We start from the raw sequence: 17,816 nt of genomic DNA, 5'->3' as shown, positions 1-17,816 counted from the left end.
ATTCATAGCGATATGAAACTTTATTACATGAGGGATAATGATCATAAATGTGACGTCAGATTGAATTATTTATAGGTAAGCGCTCTAATAGCGGTTCATCTCATTTAATGGTGTTATTTATGTCGGTTTGCTTCCCATCCCCTTATGTCTTAGGGGCGCAACTACACCCATCAGGCTGTCGGTTTACGCTGTATGCACCAGACCAGGAGTGCGTGCATTTACTATTGTGGCATCAAGGGCACCAACCTCAGCGCCTCGCCATGCACGAATATAAGCGCGGCTACTGGACACGAGATGTCGCTGATGTCGTCACAGGGCAAGAATACAGTTTTGACGTCTCCCATAATGGTCAAAGTTGGTGCGTCGCTGACCCTTATGCGCAGGCTGTTACCGGCCCTTTAACTTATCGGCCTCCCTATACATCGTCGCAAAGCACACAGGTGGCACGTTGCCAAGTCGTCGATCATGAGTTATTTGACTGGCAAGGCGTATCATCGCCTCAGCGCTCTATACGAGACACGGTGATTTTCGAAACCCATGTTAAAGGGCTAACTCAACAGCACCCAGATATCGAGCCAGCGCAGCAAGGACGTTATTTAGGCTTAGTGTCACCAGCGATGTTGGCGTTCTATCAACAACATCATATTAATTGCCTGCAATTGCTGCCGATTACGTGTTGCTTACCGGAACCGCATTTACTCAGCCAGCAAAAAACCAACTACTGGGGCTACAACCCATACGTTTGGATGGCACCAGATCCGCGTTATGCAGAAAAGGACGCGGTTAACGAGCTAAAAACGGCGATACGCGAGCTACACCGCCACGACATCGAAGTCATTTTGGATGTGGTATTTAATCACACGGCGGAAGGCGGAGAAGGTGGGCCGATTCTGCATTTTAAGGCGCTTGATCATGCCATGTACTTGCAGGATGGCCAACAACTGCACAACCATACTGGCTGTGGTAATACCATTGATATACGCCATCCTGCTGCACTGAAGCAGGTGCTCGACACCTTACGCATGTGGGTCACCGACTATCACGTGGATGGGTTTCGGTTCGATCTCGCCGCCACCTTAGGGCGAGACGGCGATACCTTTGATCCCCACAATGCCTTTTTCCATGCCATCGCCCAGGATCCGATCCTTTCTAAGGTCAAATTGATTGCGGAACCCTGGGATATAGGCCCCGATGGGTACCAGCTAGGACAGTTTCCGGTTAACTGGGCTGAATGTAACGATAAAATCCGCGACATCACGCGCAGTTTATGGCGAGGGGAGCCGGGTATGCTACAAGATTTCGCCACGCGGTTGATGGGATCACGCGACGTTTTCAGCGCAGCTTATTGGCCGGATCACCTACCCATCAACTACATCACCTACCATGATGGCTTTACCCTGCAGGATGTGGTCAGTTATGCCAAGCGACATAATCACGCTAATGGCGAAAAAAACCAGGATGGTCATGGTGACAATCGCTCCGCCAACTATGGTGTCGAGGGGCCGACAAACAATCCTGACATTATTAAGATAAGGGATCAGCAAAAACGGAATATGATGGCAAGCATCCTCTTCTCGCTGGGGACACCGCATATTCTAATGGCCGATATGTTAGGTCATTCGCAACAAGGGAATAACAATGCCTATTGCCAAGACAATCCCATCAGTTGGTTAAACTGGCAAACGCAGGATCACGCTTGGTCAAACTGGCTAGCCACCATGATTACACGTCGCAATGCCATCGTGCCACGCTTTATCGATGCGTTGAGTGGCACACAGCGTCATTTCAATCAGATTACGTGGCGACATCCGAATGGCGATCCGGTTCACGATCATCAATGGCCAAGCCTGCAAGCACTCAGCTGTGAGATCACGCTAGGCGCACACCATTCTGACGCGGGTCAATCGCTGCTCATTGCCATTAACAGCGGCCACACCGCGCACAACCTACGGCTTCCACCAAATCATCAGTGGCGTATTGTCTGTGATACGGCGACTGATGAAACAACCGTTGGTACACCAGAGTCATTCCAACGCTTGGTAGAAAAGAGCTTTTTAGTCTGCATTGACGGTGACTGGCTGTAGCCCAATATCACCCGCATCAAAAAAGGCAGCTAATGTTAGCTGCCTTTGCTTTATGGGGTTAATTGATCTGACAACGTAAAGCTCTACCCTTTCACGCCACCTGCAGTCAAACCACCGACTAACCAACGTTGCGCGAGTAAGAAAACACCTGTGATCGGTACCGCTGAAAGCACGGCTGCCGCCGCGAAGTCGCCCCACAGATAGTTCTGCGGATACAAGTACTGCTGCATGCCGACCGCCAAGGTATACGAATCAACATCCGACAACAGAATCGAAGCAACTGGCACCTCACCTACCGCCATGATAAACGACAGAATAAAGACCACAGCCAAGATAGGCACGGAGAGCGGAAGCAGCACCAGCCTAAACGCCTGCCATGGGGTGGCGCCATCCAGTGCTGCGGCTTCTTCCAATGAACCATCAATGCTCTCGAAGTAACCTTTAATGGTCCAAACGTGTAATGCAATCCCGCCCAAGTAGGCAAAGATCAAGCCACCGTGCGTGTTGAGCCCCAAGAACGGAATGTACTGCCCCAACTTATCAAACAACGCGTAGATAGCCACCAATGCCAACACCGCAGGGAACATTTGGAAGATCATCATCGCGTTCAAGATGGTTTGCTTGCCTTTAAATCGCATACGAGCAAAGGCATACGCCGAAGTCGTCGAGAGCACCACGATAAACAGCGAGGTAATACCTGCCACTTTTACCGAGTTCCACAGCCACAACAAAACGGGGAATGGCGGAGGCGTAACCGTGCCGTCAGGATTTATCACCGGGAAACCCAGTGCCAATTTCCAATGTTCAAGTGATGGGTTTTTCGGGATCAAACTCCCGGTGGCGAAGTTCCCTTCACGGAATGAAATCGCAATAATCATTAACAGCGGGAATAGGATCAGCGCCAAAAATAAGCACAAGCCAATATGGGTTGCCCAGACGCGATATTTTAAGGATTTACCTTGTACCATTGCCATATTTAGGTTCCTCAGTGCTCGTTTTTCTGCGTCATACGAAGGTTGATTAACGCCAGTGCCCCGACAATCAAGAAAATCAGTGTGGCGATGGCACTTGCCAAGCCAAAGTCTTGACCACCACTGCCTTCAAAGGCGATGCGATAGGTGTAGCTGACCAGCAAGTCGGTATAGCCGGCAGGCTCCGTGGTGCCAATGCGATTTGGCCCACCTTCTGTTAACAGCATAATCATCACAAAGTTGTTGAAGTTAAAGGCAAAAGCAGCAATCAGCAACGGTGTTAATGGTTTAATCATCATCGGCAGCGTAATACGGGTGAAGTTCTGAATGAAATTCGCGCCGTCAATCGCGGATGCCTCGTAGAGATCATCAGGGATCGCTTTCAGCAAGCCCATACAGAGGATCATCATATAAGGGAAACCCAGCCAGGTGTTGACAGTTAACACCATGCTCCGCGCCAAGAACGGGTCAGAGAACCAATTCGGACTAATGCCAAACAGCGCTTCCAAGACCATATTGATTTCACCAAAACTCTGGTTAAACAAGCCTCGGAAAATCAAAATTGAAATAAAGGCTGGCACCGCATAAGGCAGGATCAATAACAAACGGTAGATCGACTTACCTTTCAGCTCTTCCCACTGCACCAAACTCGCCAATATCAAGCCAATAAACAGTGTGAATACCACGGTGAGTACGGAAAAGACAATCGTCCAAATAAAGATGCCAATAAACGGCTCTTTGATGCCCTCATCTGTCCAGACACGCTCAAAGTTATCCGTACCAATTTGCACCACATAACCGGGTGACACTGTGTCGCCAACAAATTCACCGGAGGCATTAACCGGTTGGTAATAGCCTATCTCATCGTTAGGTTTAAGCGTCTCACCGGTTTTATTGTTAATCAGCGTGCGATCATCGTCCTGCAGGCTATAAAGAGATTGAATGGCGGCGAACTTACGCAAACCACTCATGCGAATGACTTTGTCACCAGACAATCTCAAGTCTAGTTCCCCAAGCGCATCTCGATTTTGAATCACATCGCGCAGTGACGCTTTTTGTCCCTCAACACTGTCAATCGGGCTGAGTGACAAGTTTTCATCGGCCAGGGTTGCAAACTCAAATGGCTTGGTGGCATAGCGTGTATTCTCGCCTTCCACCACAATACGAATGCCTTGATCCGTTTGATACAAAGAGAAAGGATAGCTGTCGCCGCTTTGAAAGGTGCGCTCTAGTAATACAGACTGGGCGCGCTCAAAAGAGAGTTGGTTTTTGGCGCTATAGTTGGTGAATGACAGCCCGACGGTATAAACCAACGGAAAAATGATGAAGAGGATCATCCCCGCGATACCTGGATAGATATAGCGATGGGCGTATGTTTTTTTACTGCCAAAAATGTACAGCGCTAGTGCGGTTAATACCACAGTTAACAGGGCAAAGGCGGTTTCACCACGCGAATACATCAAGACGGTGGCATAGCCATTGATAATGGCCACAGTAGCCAGTAACGCCCATTTTATGAACGCTTTTGTGCTACTGGGCAAAGAAGAGCCTGACGTTGTCATAGCTTGGGAACCTTGGACTGACTGCATAAGGAACGCTACTCACATAGTTTTTAAAAAATGCAGGGAGGCAAGCCCCCTGCAGATAGAGCTTATTTGACCATTTGCGTTTCCGCATCGTCGAGTGCTTCCTCGACGCTTTGGCGGCCATCAACCACATTGATGATGGCGTTTTTGGCAGCCGCCCAGAACCCATTCATTTGTGGAATGTTTGGCATCACTTCGCCATGTTTGGCGTTTTCCATGGTTGCCGCAATACGCGGATCTTTGGCAAGTTCCGCCTGATAACTATTCAAGGCCACCGCACCCAGAGGTTTATCGGCATTCACCGTTGATAGGCCGTCATTAGTCAACAGATAGTTTTCCAAAAACTCAACCGCCAGTGCTTTGTTTGGCGACGCGGTGCTAATACCGGCACTAAGTACACCCACAAAAGGCTTAGACGCTTCACCTTGGAAGGTAGGTAAAGTGGTGACGCCGTAATTGATGCCTGACTTTTCAATGTTGCCCCACGACCATGGGCCGTTGATGGTCATCGCCGTGTCACCTTGGTTGAACGAAGACTCAGAGACTGAATAGTCCATATCCGATGAAATCACGCCATCTTTCACCATCTGCTTCATGAAATGCAGTGCGTCATGCACACCTTGGTTATTGATGCCTGCATCTTTGACATCATAGCCGTTCGCCGTTTGCTTAAACGCATAACCGCCATCAGCCGCCATCAATGGCCATGTAAAGTACGGTTCTTTTAGGTTCCACATGATGGCTGACTTACCCTGCTCTTTAAGCTTGGCATCCATCTCAACCACGTCTTGCCACGTTTCTGGTGGGTTAGGCACCAAATCTTTGTTGTAGATAAGCGAAAGCGATTCCACCGCCACTGGATAGCCAACGTATTTGCCTTTGTATTTCACCGCATCCCAAGCAAAGTCGACCATGCCGTCTTTAAGACGGTCTGAAGGGCGGATTTCTGCCAACAGGCCTGATTCTGCGTAACCGCCGAAACGGTCATGCGCCCAAAATACGATATCTGGGCCATCGCCGGTAGACGCTGTTTGCGGGAACTTATCCTGCAGGCCATCAGGGTGAACAACAGTGACAGGAATACCGGTGTCTTGCTCAAAGCGGTCGCCCACTTCTGCAAGGCCGTTGTAACCTTTGTCTCCGTTAATCCAAATCGTCAGTTGGCCTTCTTCGATATTGGCATTGGCGCCAAATGAACCCAGTGCAATCAGGGTACCGAGAGCAACAGCGCTAAGTGATTTTTTCATCTTTCTATCCTTCTTCTACTGAGGTGTAGCACGATTCCATGGAGGATGAGCTGTATTTCACCGTCTATCATGGGTAATTCCCGTGTATTCCTCATCATCCTGGCTTCTACGCCCTGCCTCCATGCGAGCGAATTCGTGATCCATATCGCTCATCGCTAATGATGAGGTTCACAAAAATAAACGGTACGTGATCAACTTCAACTAATTTGCTAATCATTTTGTGATGTACGCCCTTAAATCAATTTAGGGAGGAGATTATCCTCCTCCCCGCCTACTCCCCCTGTAATAATTGTCCACGGGAGGATGTGCCGCTTGCGCAGATACGCGACACTGCCTGACATCAAAAAAGCATCGGGTGGAATCTATCCAATGTGCTTAGTCAGTGACCAAACAGCGTTCAACAAAAACGATAACGCTCGAAAATGGCCGATATTGAATAGCACAGCCACCTATAATGCGTATTGAGCCGAATTAATGAAAAGCGATTGAGGGCGAGCGACATGGCAAGTGTCACGTTTAAAAACGTTTGTAAAGCGTATGACGACGATGTAATGATTTCAAAAAACGTTGACCTAGAGATAAAAGATGGCGAGTTTGTTGTCTTTGTCGGTCCATCTGGCTGCGGTAAATCCACCCTATTACGCTGCGTAGCAGGGCTGGAAGATATTACGTCGGGCGATCTTTATATTGATGATCAGCGCGTCAATGAGGTTGAGCCCTCGAAGCGCGGTGTCGGTATGGTATTCCAATCTTACGCGTTGTATCCCCACCTAAACCTCTACGACAATATGTCGTTTGGCTTGAAACTAGCAAAAACCAACAAGGCGGAAGTCGATAAACGCGTTCATCAAGCGGCAGAGATCTTACAACTCGGTCACCTACTCGACAGACAACCCAAGTCGTTGTCTGGCGGACAACGTCAGCGTGTCGCGATTGGCCGCACACTCGTCTCCCAACCTCGTGTATTCTTACTCGATGAGCCACTTTCCAACCTTGATGCTGGCCTACGCGTACAAATGCGCGCACAAATCACCAAACTGCAACGCCAACTTGGCTGTACCATGATTTATGTCACCCACGATCAGATTGAAGCTATGACCATGGCAGACAAAATTGTGGTGTTGGATGAGGGCCGAGTCGCACAGGTCGGTAAGCCGCTTGAGCTATACCATTACCCACAAAATCGTTTTGTCGCCTCGTTTATCGGCTCACCAAAGATGAACTTCATGAGTGTCTTTATTGAAGATGTCGAGCCAAATCGTGTCAAAGTGCAGCTCAGTGAAGGTGCCAGCTTCTGGATGCCTGTCGATGGAACAACCGTTACGCGCGGCGATCGTATGTCGCTTGGCATTCGTCCTGAGCATTTGGTGGCCGCCAAAGACGGTGATGCGCAAATTGAAGGGGAAGCGACCATTGTCGAGAAGTTGGGTAACGAAACGCAAATCTATCTCAACCTTGAAAGCGCAGACGCGGATGTGATCTATCGCCAGCTCGATACCGTTGAGATTGAGCCTGGTGAAAAATACGCCATTGGTATTCCAGCCCATCGCTGCCACTTGTTCCACAGTGACGGTCGAGCGTGCAAGCGCCTGCATCGTGAAAATGGAGTCACCTTCGTTGATGAAGAAGACGCTGCGTAATCCCTCGCCAAAATATTAGCTCAAGGCCGCACACGCGGCCTTTTTTTGCTTCAATCTCAAAAAGAATGACTGAGCACGACACCACAAAAAACACGCTAAGGGTTAGCTTAGCGTGTTTGTATTTAATCGATCGGCTATGTGGTTTACCCTTGCCAGCGATAAAACACAGTGGCTAATGGGGGGAGATTCAGTGTCAGCGATTGGGGCTGGTCGTGCGCCGCGCTTTTATCGGTGCTAAGCGCTGCGTAAACAGGGTACCCGCTGCCCCAAAACGCCTCATCATCCGAGTTTAATACCAATTGGTAGTCACCACTCATCGGGACACCCAGCTGAAAACCATCCCGGGGTACAGGGGTGAAATTACTCACCACCAGCATCCGTGAGCCATCATCGCCAAGCCGTTCGTGTGCAATCACACTGAGATCGGCTGCGTCTTTTAATCGCCACTCAAACCCTGCTGGAGCGCAGTCGAGGCGATACAGCGCCGGCGTTGAGACATACAGGTGGTTCAGCGCTTTCACCCATGCTTGAATACCTTGATGGCGACCGTATTGCAGCCAATGCCATTCAAGCTGGCTGTCATGGTTCCACTCTGCGGTCTGGCCTATTTCCGTGCCCATAAAATTGAGTTTCTTTCCCGGCTGGCCATACATGTAGCCCAAATAGGCACGTAAGTTGGCGGTTTGCTGCCACTCGTCACCAGGCATTTTTCCCATCAGTGAGCCTTTTCCATACACCACTTCATCATGCGACAGTGGCAATACATAGTTCTCGCCAAACGCATAAACCAATGGAAATGTTAGCGTGTCGTGGTGATAGCGTCGATACACCGGCTCTTGGCGAATATAGCTGAGACTGTCATGCATCCAGCCCATATTCCACTTAAACCCAAACCCAAGCCCGCCTGCATACGTAGGCGCCGATACTCCCGGAAACGTGGTCGATTCCTCGGCAATGGTCATCGCATTAGGAAAATAGTGATAAACAGACTCGTTCATCCATTTTAAGGTGGCGATAGCATCGTAATTCTCATTGCCACCATCCACATTGGGGATCCATTGATCCTGCTCTCGCGAGTAATCGAGATAAAGCATGGAAGCGACAGCATCAACACGCAGGCCATCGATATGAAACTGATCAAGCCAATACAAGGCATTGTTTACCAAAAAGCGGCGCACATGCTCTTTACTCATATCGTAGAGATGACAGTGCCAGTCGTTGTGCCAACCACGTCGTGGGTCGGGATCGTGATATAGTGGGGTACCATCGAAAAAGGCTAAACCGTGATCGTCGGTAGGGAAATGCCCGGGCACCCAATCAAGGATCACACCGATACCCGCTTGATGGCATTGGTCGACAAAATACTTAAAATCATCCGGCGAGCCATAGCGGCTAGTCGGTGCAAACAGACCCACCGGCTGATAACCCCATGAACCATAAAAGGGATGCTCACTGACCGGCATCAGCTCCACATGGGTATAGCCCATTTCGACCAAATAAGGAACTAGACGGTCAGCAAGCTCACGATAGCCTAGGCACTGATCCGATGCATCTCGCTGCCACGAACCTAGGTGAAGCTCATAAAACGATAACGCTTGCGTGTGTTTTTCGGTGACGGGACGCGCCTGCCACTGGTGATCGTGCCACTGATAAGCACGCTGATCGTAGGTCAGAGAGGCAAATGACGGGTATTGTTCAGCATACGCACCGTAAGGGTCGGCTTTGTGAGGTAGGCCCTGACCATCAGGTCCCGTTAGGGCGTATTTATAGCGCTGCTGCATTCCAAGATGGGCAATGAATCCCACCCAAAAACCATTTTCGATAGGCGTCATGTTGGCGGCGTCGGCTTGCCAATGGTTCCAATCGCCAATCACACTGACCGACTGTGCATGTGGGGCAAAAACCACAAACCGGACACCCTCGACCGGTCTGCCCGCGACGGGTAACGTCATCGGATGCGCGCCCATATACTGGTGTGCAACGCTTGGGTTATATAAAGCAGCCATATCCATTGCAAAATGATCTGGCTGAATCGACTGGGGCAGTATTGAACGGAAAGAATCTGGCATCGGCGACTCCTTATAGAAAAAACGCTCCACCCTATGCGTGTTGGCTGGCATTGAGGATAGAGCGTTAAAGCATGGCATGATGGTCACACCGTTTGGCGGCTCGCTTGCATGCGCACCCGCGATAAATCTCTGGCAAGTTGATTGAGTTCGTCTCGACCAAAAAGCGTCTCTAAACTGACCGAGAGTTTGCGTCGCCAGTTAGGGTATTCATCCACGGTGCCTGGGATGTTTACCGGTTTCTCCATTTCCAACCAGTCTTCCAACTGGACACTTAATAGCGCCGATTGGCCGGCGGCGACATGCAATTGCAGCGCGCGACACAAGTGACCATCCATCGGCACATAGCGTGCGTCGCTACCAATTCCATCAGGCAGCATGCCATGCCAGCGCACGCTGTCTAATATGCCTTGTTTGGCTTTCAGGCGATCATCAAACAACTGCTGAAGCTGGGCCTCGTCCTGATAAAGTCCTAGCTCTTGCCCCAGTTTCAAATCGTCACAGTGCCAAAAACCACGAATGGTTGGCATATCATGGGTGGAAAGTGTCGCCATCGCTTGCTCGGTGTAATGTGCCGGAGAGATAAACCCGCCATCATCCGCCGAGGTTTCAAAGAAGAATACCTTGTAAGAATGTACACCCGCGTCAGCAAGCAACTCACCAATTTCGTCAGGGACCGTCCCCAAGTCCTCACCAATCACACTGCACTGATGACGGTGCGACTCAAGCGCTAAAATTGCGAGCATATCTTTAACGGGATAGTACAAGTAAGCGCCCTCGGTGGCATTTTTCCCTTTAGGAATCCACCATAAGCGCAACAAGCCCAACACATGATCAATACGCAACGCCCCGCAATGGCGCATGTTGGCACGTAACAATTCGATATAGGCATGGTAGCCGGTGTGTTGTAGCGCTTGCGGATCAAATGGCGGTAGGCCCCAGTTTTGCCCCCGAGGTCCCAACACATCAGGTGGCGCACCAATGCTAGCATCCAGTACTAACGGTGAATTATCCGACCAAGTTTCGCTACCCGCATCAGACACCCCAACAGCAAGATCACGGTACAATCCCAGCGACATCCCCTGCTCTTCAGCAATGGCCTGTACCTCTTCCATTTGACCTTCGGCAATCCACTGTAAGTACATGTACAGCTGGATATCATCGCTATGCTGCTCGATAAATGCTTGCGTCGCTGCATTCTCATAACGGCGATATTTTTCAGGAAACACCGGCCAACCCCAAGTATGAGGGTCTTCAGCCCGTAAATACTGGTGCAGCGCATCAAAGGTGGCTTGCTGTTTTAAGCTCTCTCCGCCTTTTTCAATAAAGTCTAAAAATGCACGCCCACGTCGAGTCTGTTGCAGCAGTTCGCGTTGCTTAAATTCTTGAAACAACAAAGGCAATACGGCCATTTTTAGGGCGGCGACTTCGCTATAATCGACCCAGTGAGTGTCGCGCACTGCTTGCAGGCGACGCTGGAATTCGGCACTGCCCACGAGTTGCTGGGCACGGGCGCTCAAACAAAACTCACGAACGTTGCTCACATCAATGTACAAAAGATTAAGCCAGCGGCGTGATGACGGGCTATAAGGGCTCGCGGCTTCTGGATTGGCAGGGAACAACGCATGAATAGGGTTAAGGCCAACAAAGTCAGCGCCGCGCGAGGCAAGCTCACTGACCAATTGTTTGAGATCGCCAAAATCACCGATACCCCAGTTATGAGGGGTACGCAGTGTGTAGAGCTGAATACTCGGTCCCCACATTTTCTTGTGTTGATCCAATTCTGGCTGCTTATAACATTGGGTGGGCGCCATGATGAGTGTCATTTGATACGGTGCTTTGCGCCGTTTACGTATCACGGAAAGGCGGTGATAGCCCCACGGTAGCGAGCAAGGCAGGCTAAACACCAATGGGCCACCATTACTGCGCTCATCGCGAACGATTTGTGACTGTAAGTAACCTTCAAAGCATTCGCCCTGTTCGGTTTCCAAACGCCAACTAAAGTCACTTTCTCGCGCACTGGTACCTAAATGAAGCGCAATTTCAACCGGCTCATTCTCCTGCACCACCTGCACAGGGGCGAGCACATCCGCTTTGTTTTTTTTCTCCGCCGACGCCAATAACGCCTCGTCGTTTCGTGTGTCATAGCCAAGTGACGTTAGTAAGTCATGTAAGGTACTGTCCGGCACAGCCGCTTCTGAGCCCCATGCACTGATATAGCGATCAGCGAGGTTGGCCATTTTTGCGACTGTCTTCAATGCAGATTCTTTCATCGCTTTCTCCGAGGGGTCTGCCCCCTTCTTTTATTGGGCAATATTGTTGTCATTATTGTTAGGTGGCAAGGCTCATTCCTTGCCACCGATAAGGTTGTTAACCCGTTATATTGCAATTAGCGCTTAATCGCTTCTAACTGCCAAATGTTATTAACGTAATCGCGAATTGAGCGGTCTGAGCTAAATTTGCCCACCAAAGCGGTGTTCAAAATCGCTTTACGTGCCCATTGCGACACGTCCCGGTAATCACGGTCAATGTCATTGTGTGCGCGCACGTAGTCAGCAAAGTCCGCCAAACACAAGTACGGGTCACCGCTAGCCATTACGCTGTCAAACACAGGGCGTAGTGCCCCTGGCTGGTTTGGTGTGAACGTCTCATCCAACAGACTATCCAAAGCAGCCTTCAATAGGGGCTGGCTGTGATAGACCGCTTCAGGCTGATAGCCTTTTTGGCGTAATTCGGTGACACCATCAACATCTAAGCCGAAGATATAGATATTATCGTCACCCACTTCTTCACGGATTTCCACGTTAGCGCCATCCATGGTGCCGATGGTAAGCGCGCCGTTGAGTGCCATTTTCATGTTACCCGTGCCAGACGCCTCTTTACCGGCCATAGAAATCTGCTCAGACACATCGGCAGCCGGAATAATGATTTCTGCCATGCTGACACGATAATCAGGAATGAAGACGACCTTGAGCTTGTCACCGACTCGTGGATCATTATTAATGGTTTCAGCGACCTTATTAATCGCATAGATGATCGATTTTGCTAATTCATAGCCAGGCGCTGCTTTCGCTGCAAAAAAGACCACACGCGGTGCCATATCGAAATTCGGCTCATTGATAAGGCGCTGATACAGTGAAATCACGTGTAACAGATTAAGGTGTTGGCGCTTATACTCATGCAAACGCTTAATTTGTACATCAAAAATCGCATCGGTATTTAGAGTGATATCGAGGTGCTCTTTAACCCATCCCGCCAAACGCTGCTTATTGCGCTTTTTCACATCCATAAATGTCTTTTGAAACGCAGTATCATCGGCGTATTGAGCAATCTGCTCGAGTTGCTCTAATTGCGCTGGCCACTGCTCACCGATTTTGTCACTGATCAAGTTGGACAAATCAGGATTACAGAACTTCAACCAACGACGCGGTGTGATGCCATTGGTCACATTTTGAATGCGGCCTGGGTATAGCGCGTCAAATTCTGGGAATAAATCACGCTTAACTAACTGAGAGTGCAAGGCCGCAACGCCATTTACCGCATAAGAGCCAACAACACATAGATTCGCCATACGCACCATGCGCTCACCTTTGTCGTCAATCACAGACAACACCTGCTTTTTCGCTACATCGCCGGGCCACTTCGCTTCTACCTCTTGCATGAAGCGATGGTTAATCTCAAAAATGATCTCCATATGACGCGGTAGCAAGCTGGCAATTAACGCCTCACTCCAGGTTTCTAAGGCTTCGGGCAATAACGTGTGGTTAGTGTAAGCAAAGGTACGACTAGCGATTGACCACGCCTCATCCCAGCCCAGACGGTAGTCATCCAACAATACGCGCATCAGCTCAGGAATAGCGATGGTGGGGTGAGTATCATTCAACTGAATCGTTTCATAATCTGGAAGAGCTGCCAGTGGGTGACCAGCGTCTAAATGGCGACGAAGAATATCTCCCACAGAAGCTGCACTGTGGAAATACTGTTGCATCAAACGTAACGTTTTACCCGCCTCGTGGTTATCATTCGGGTACAAGACTTTGGTCAGGTTGCCCGCATCGATATCAGCTTGCTGCGCTTGGGTATAATCGCCCGCATTAAAGGCATCTAGCGCAAACGGTGTTACCGCCCGCCCTTCCCACAAGCGCAGTGGATAGACAGTATTGCTTTGATAACCGACAATTGGCAGATCCCAAGGCATGGCTTGAATTTGCATGCTCGGCACCCATTGACGATACGTGTGTCCTGACTCTTCCACCACCTCTACATGGCCATAAAAACCGATGGTTTGGGCTAACTCAGGGCGCACCACTTCCCACGGATAGCCTTCAGGTTCACGCCATGCATCCGGCGCTTCTTGTTGTGCGCCATCTTTAAATGATTGACGGAAAAGACCATATTCATAGTGCAAACCATAGCCAACGGCTGGATACTGTTGTGCGGCGAGCGAGTCCATAAAGCATGCGGCCAAGCGACCCAAGCCACCGTTACCTAGAGATGGATCGCGTTCTTGCTCGAGCAAGTCTGTTAGGCCAAATCCAAACTCACTGACTGCATCAGCAATGGCATCGTACAAGCCCATGCTAATGAGGTTATTCCCGGTTAATCGACCAATCAAAAATTCGAGGGATAAATAGTTAACACTTTTAGCTTGTTTGATTGCTTGATCGTTTTCAGTCGCCACCAAGTCAGCCGTCGTATGCTCGGCCAATGCGCGACCTAGCGCGAGGTACCAATCGCGTAACTGCGCGGTATCTGGTGAATGGCCTAACTGGGTTAGGTGTTGAACCATACTGATTTTAAACGCACTTTTATCAAACGCATGTTGCTGTTTTGGTGTCATGTCGTAACTCTCGATAATGGAATGAAGCCTTGATGGTTATTCATCCTGCCCAACCCGAGCACGGCAAACATCCTCCCAAACGGCTCACACCCAAGGAGGAGGCAGTAGGGCGTAGAGAGCTAGGTCACACTGCAATAGTGAGCCGCTTCTCATCAAATCCATGAACTGCTCTTAGCTAAGTGATCTAAATCACGCAATGAAACAAAAAAGGCGCGACACCCGCTGTGAAAAACACAGCTTTCCTTTTGTAATTTTTGTGCGCTAACGCAAATTAAGCACTGATAAACAGAAATAGATGTGCACGCCGACTATAAAAGAAGCCACATAAGAGAGATTTGAGTGATTAATGTCACAATAAAAAGGCGTAGATGCACCATTCAGGAGCATAAAGTCAGAGATCAGGGATAGATCATAGTTTGTAGGTGATGAGTTACATACACTGCTGCCAGGATAGACGGTACAGAGCCAAAAGTGCGTATCGCGATTGCAGTTAAGGACAGTGTCTTATGTGGATCCCATCAAAGCTAACTCGGCCTGGGCGGCTTTATAACGCAATATTGCGTCCGCGGGTGCTCGATATTTTACAACAAGCCCCTCATTACAAGTTGGTGCTATTTCGCTCACCTGCCGGTTACGGTAAAACCACCATGGCCGCACAATGGCTCGCCGATCAGCCCAACGTTGGCTGGTTTAGTATTGATGACAGTGATAACGACAGCTTTCGCTTCATAAACTATTTATTACAAGCCTTGCACCAAGCCACGCAAGAAGGCTGCGCTAATACGATAAAACTGGCGGAGAAACGCCAATTCTCATCCCTGCGCGCGCTACTTTCTGATGTTTTTGCCGAATTGGCTGGGTTTCACGCTACCAGCTATTTGGTGCTGGATGACTATCAACTGATTGATAACGAAGAAATCCATGAAGCGATGCGCTTTTTCATCAAGCACATGCCAGAAAATCTCACTTTGGTGGTGACCTCACGCGCTAACCCACCACTGGGCACGGCGAACTTGCGCGTGCGAGACTTGATGATTGAGATTGGCAACGAGCTGCTCGCTTTCGATAACGAAGAGACAACCCGCTTTTTCAACCAACGTGTCGACGATGGCGTCGATGAATCCACTGCGAATGCCTTGTGCACTTATGTGGAAGGTTGGCCATCAGCCCTACAGCTTATCGCCATTCAAGCGCAGCACCAAAAGCGCACCCTCATGCAAAGTGCCGCCTCGTGCGCAGGTTTTAACCATGCCCATCTATGGGATTATCTAGCTGAAGAAGTCTTTGATTTGCTTGACGCTGAGACCCGTCAGTTCCTCATGAAGGTCTCAGTGTTAGAAATGTTCAATGATGAACTGGTTTTCGCCTTGACCGAGCGAGAAGATGCACTGGGTATGCTTGAGTCACTCAATCGCTATGGCTTGTTTATCTATCCGCTTGAGGGAGATAACAACTGGTTCCGCTTCCACCATTTGTTCGCAGAGTTTTTGGCCCATGAGCGTCAAGCCAGGATCCCCCACCAGCAACAAACCTTGCACCGACACGCAGCACTGGCTTGGCTAAAGCTGCAGTCCCCTCATCAAGCCTTGCGCCACGCACGCTACGCCAAAGACGATGCATTGTTGGCTGATATACTCAATCAACACGGTTGGCGTATGTTCAATCGAGGCGAATTGTCCACGCTAGAAGCGGCGATTGCTAAGCTCAGTGATGAGCTTTTATATCAATACCCCAATTTAAGCTTACTGCGTGCTTGGTTAGCACAAAGCCAACATAGATATCACGAAGTTGGTGAGTTACTGGCAAGTGCCGAAAAGGCGTATCAAGTCCGGCAAGTTCCACTAGATATTGACTACCAAGGCAATGCCAATGCCCTGCTCGCCCAAGTGGCTATTAATGCCAATGAGCCTGAGCAGGCGATGCGGCTGGCAGAAAAAGCACTCGAGCAACTCGATAGCGCCAATTACCGTGGGCGTATTGTCGCGACCTCGGTGGTTGGAGAAGTGAATCATGTGCTCGGTGAACTGGATCGCGCCTTATCTATGATGCAACAAACCGAGAAGCTCGCGCGACAGCATCAAGTATATCACCAAGCGCTGTGGGCCATTTTACAACAAAGTGAAATTCTCCTGGCACAAGGCTATGTGCAAGCCGCGTTTGAGTTGCTCGACAATGCTGATCAACTTATTGAAGACCAACAGTTACATCAAGTCCCTCTCCATGAATTTGCATTGCGTCTTCGCGCCCAAATCTTATGGTGCTGGAACCGTCTGGATGAAGCCGAAGCCTGTGCCTATAAAGGGCTGCAGGTTTTAGAAAATCAGCCACCGAGCAAGCACCTGCACAGTTACTCCATGCTCGCACGTGTTGCCGTTAGCCGCGGCGAGTTAGATAAAGCGGCAAAAAGCATTGAGCACATTGAGCACCTTTTGCGCGAGTCTGTTTATCACGTTGATTGGACCGCCAATGCATCATTGTCGCTGTTGCTCTATTGGCAAGCCAAAAATGAACTCAACAACATGGACGAGTGGTTACATCAAGCCGTTCGCCCCGCGACCGCCTGCAACCACTTTAGTCAACTTCAGTGGCGAAACATTGCCCGCGCGCACCTGCATTTGGGTCAGTATGACCAAGCACGTCAAGCGGTTGATTTTCTGCGCCGCGAGTCCAATAGAGCCAATTTGGTGACGGATAAAAACCGCAATTTGATTGTAGAAGCCGTGCTCGCCAGCAAAGAACAAGAGGCAGAGTACGCCAAAAGTCTCTTGCAAGATGCGCTGATCCTAACCAATCAAACCGGAATGATGGGTAACTTTTTGATTGAGGGTGAGGCGCTCTCTCCGCTCCTGCATGCCTTAATTGAACAACACGCCCTCGGCGCCCTCGAGCGCCACCGGGCACAGCAGCTATTAAAAGAAATTGCCAGCCATCAGCGCTCGCGCTCCACCCACTTTGATGAAGCCTTTGTCGAAAAACTGGTCAAGCATCCCAACGTGCCAGAGCTCGTACGAACCAGCTCACTGACGCAACGCGAATGGCAAGTGCTCGGCTTGATTTATTCAGGGTTCAGTAACGAGCAAATTGCTCATGAACTGGATGTCGCCGGCACCACCATCAAAACCCATATTCGTAATCTTTACCAAAAGCTGAATATTGCAAATCGCAAAGAAGCGGTCGTCACCGCCGAGAACCTCCTTCAGCTTATGGGTAACTAGTCAGCCATGCCTACGCCCCCAGACTTTTTTGTGGGGGCGTAGAGGCCTCGAGCTCTACCCCTACCTTTCGTGATATTTTGCTGAATTTCATCATCTTTTTTGTCATGACACCCTGAATTTTAACCCGATCACGCATGGTAGATGCTCACCTTGAGTAAGCTGCGCTC

At 49.7% G+C, this 17,816-nt stretch carries 8 protein-coding genes and 1 pseudogene; 3 read left to right on the top strand and 6 right to left on the bottom strand.

The window, feature by feature from the left end; genetic code table 11:
* Positions 1-107 precede the first annotated feature (107 nt).
* Positions 108-2,084 carry a glycogen debranching protein gene (locus BZG74_RS12210; protein WP_077772849.1) on the top strand — a complete coding sequence of 659 codons (1,977 nt, stop codon included), beginning with the start codon at positions 108-110 and terminating at the stop codon, positions 2,082-2,084.
* Between the two features lie 83 nt (positions 2,085-2,167).
* Here BZG74_RS12210 and malG read toward each other — a convergent pair whose 3' ends face one another.
* The 3 genes from malG to malE all read right to left on the bottom strand — a co-directional run bounded on the left by malG (position 2,168) and on the right by malE (position 5,888).
* Positions 2,168-3,058, bottom strand: coding sequence for a maltose ABC transporter permease MalG (gene malG / locus BZG74_RS12205; protein ID WP_077772848.1), 891 nt, complete (start codon positions 3,056-3,058; stop codon positions 2,168-2,170).
* A gap of 11 nt (positions 3,059-3,069) precedes the next feature.
* Positions 3,070-4,617, bottom strand: a complete 1,548-nt coding sequence (malF, locus tag BZG74_RS12200) for a maltose ABC transporter permease MalF (RefSeq protein WP_392397593.1) — start codon at positions 4,615-4,617, stop codon at positions 3,070-3,072.
* A gap of 89 nt (positions 4,618-4,706) precedes the next feature.
* Positions 4,707-5,888: a maltose/maltodextrin ABC transporter substrate-binding protein MalE gene (malE, locus tag BZG74_RS12195; protein WP_077772846.1), complete on the bottom strand. Its 1,182-nt coding sequence runs from the start codon at positions 5,886-5,888 to the stop codon at positions 4,707-4,709.
* Between the two features lie 500 nt (positions 5,889-6,388).
* Here malE and malK point away from each other — a divergent pair, with 500 nt between their 5' ends.
* Positions 6,389-7,528 (top strand): maltose/maltodextrin ABC transporter ATP-binding protein MalK, encoded by a 1,140-nt coding sequence (gene malK, locus BZG74_RS12190; protein WP_077772845.1) that lies wholly within the window; start codon positions 6,389-6,391, stop codon positions 7,526-7,528.
* A 143-nt stretch (positions 7,529-7,671) separates the two neighbouring features.
* Here the strand turns inward: malK and glgB are convergent.
* The 3 genes and pseudogenes from glgB to BZG74_RS12175 form a co-directional block, all read right to left on the bottom strand.
* A pseudogene (gene glgB / locus BZG74_RS12185) lies at positions 7,672-9,525 on the bottom strand (1,4-alpha-glucan branching protein GlgB); the annotation flags it as partial.
* 155 nt (positions 9,526-9,680) lie between these two features.
* On the bottom strand, positions 9,681-11,867 hold the full coding sequence (gene malQ, locus BZG74_RS12180; protein WP_077772844.1) for a 4-alpha-glucanotransferase: 2,187 nt from the start codon (positions 11,865-11,867) through the stop codon (positions 9,681-9,683).
* Between the two features lie 116 nt (positions 11,868-11,983).
* On the bottom strand, positions 11,984-14,434 hold the full coding sequence (locus BZG74_RS12175) for a glycogen/starch/alpha-glucan phosphorylase (RefSeq protein ID WP_077772843.1): 2,451 nt from the start codon (positions 14,432-14,434) through the stop codon (positions 11,984-11,986).
* A 506-nt stretch (positions 14,435-14,940) separates the two neighbouring features.
* Here BZG74_RS12175 and malT point away from each other — a divergent pair.
* Entirely contained in the window at positions 14,941-17,649 is a 2,709-nt protein-coding gene (gene malT / locus BZG74_RS12170) for an HTH-type transcriptional regulator MalT (protein WP_077772842.1), read from the top strand.
* Positions 17,650-17,816: the final 167 nt, after the last annotated feature.

The organism is Salinivibrio sharmensis (assembly GCF_001995985.1).
Lineage (GTDB): Bacteria > Pseudomonadota > Gammaproteobacteria > Enterobacterales > Vibrionaceae > Salinivibrio > Salinivibrio sharmensis.
The sequence above is the reverse complement of the archived record's forward strand: the minus strand, read 5'-3'. Positions and strand labels throughout refer to the sequence as shown.

Bases quoted from the DNA above. Each gene is read 5' to 3' on its own strand.
- BZG74_RS12210 (WP_077772849.1), top strand. From the start codon at position 108: ATGGTGTTATTTATGTCGGTTTGCTTCCCATCCCCTTATGTCTTAGGG.
- malG (WP_077772848.1), bottom strand. From the start codon at position 3,058: ATGGCAATGGTACAAGGTAAATCCTTAAAATATCGCGTCTGGGCAACC.
- malF (WP_392397593.1), bottom strand. From the start codon at position 4,617: ATGACAACGTCAGGCTCTTCTTTGCCCAGTAGCACAAAAGCGTTCATA.
- malE (WP_077772846.1), bottom strand. From the start codon at position 5,888: ATGAAAAAATCACTTAGCGCTGTTGCTCTCGGTACCCTGATTGCACTG.
- malK (WP_077772845.1), top strand. From the start codon at position 6,389: ATGGCAAGTGTCACGTTTAAAAACGTTTGTAAAGCGTATGACGACGAT.
- malQ (WP_077772844.1), bottom strand. From the start codon at position 11,867: ATGAAAGAATCTGCATTGAAGACAGTCGCAAAAATGGCCAACCTCGCT.
- BZG74_RS12175 (WP_077772843.1), bottom strand. From the start codon at position 14,434: ATGACACCAAAACAGCAACATGCGTTTGATAAAAGTGCGTTTAAAATC.
- malT (WP_077772842.1), top strand. From the start codon at position 14,941: ATGTGGATCCCATCAAAGCTAACTCGGCCTGGGCGGCTTTATAACGCA.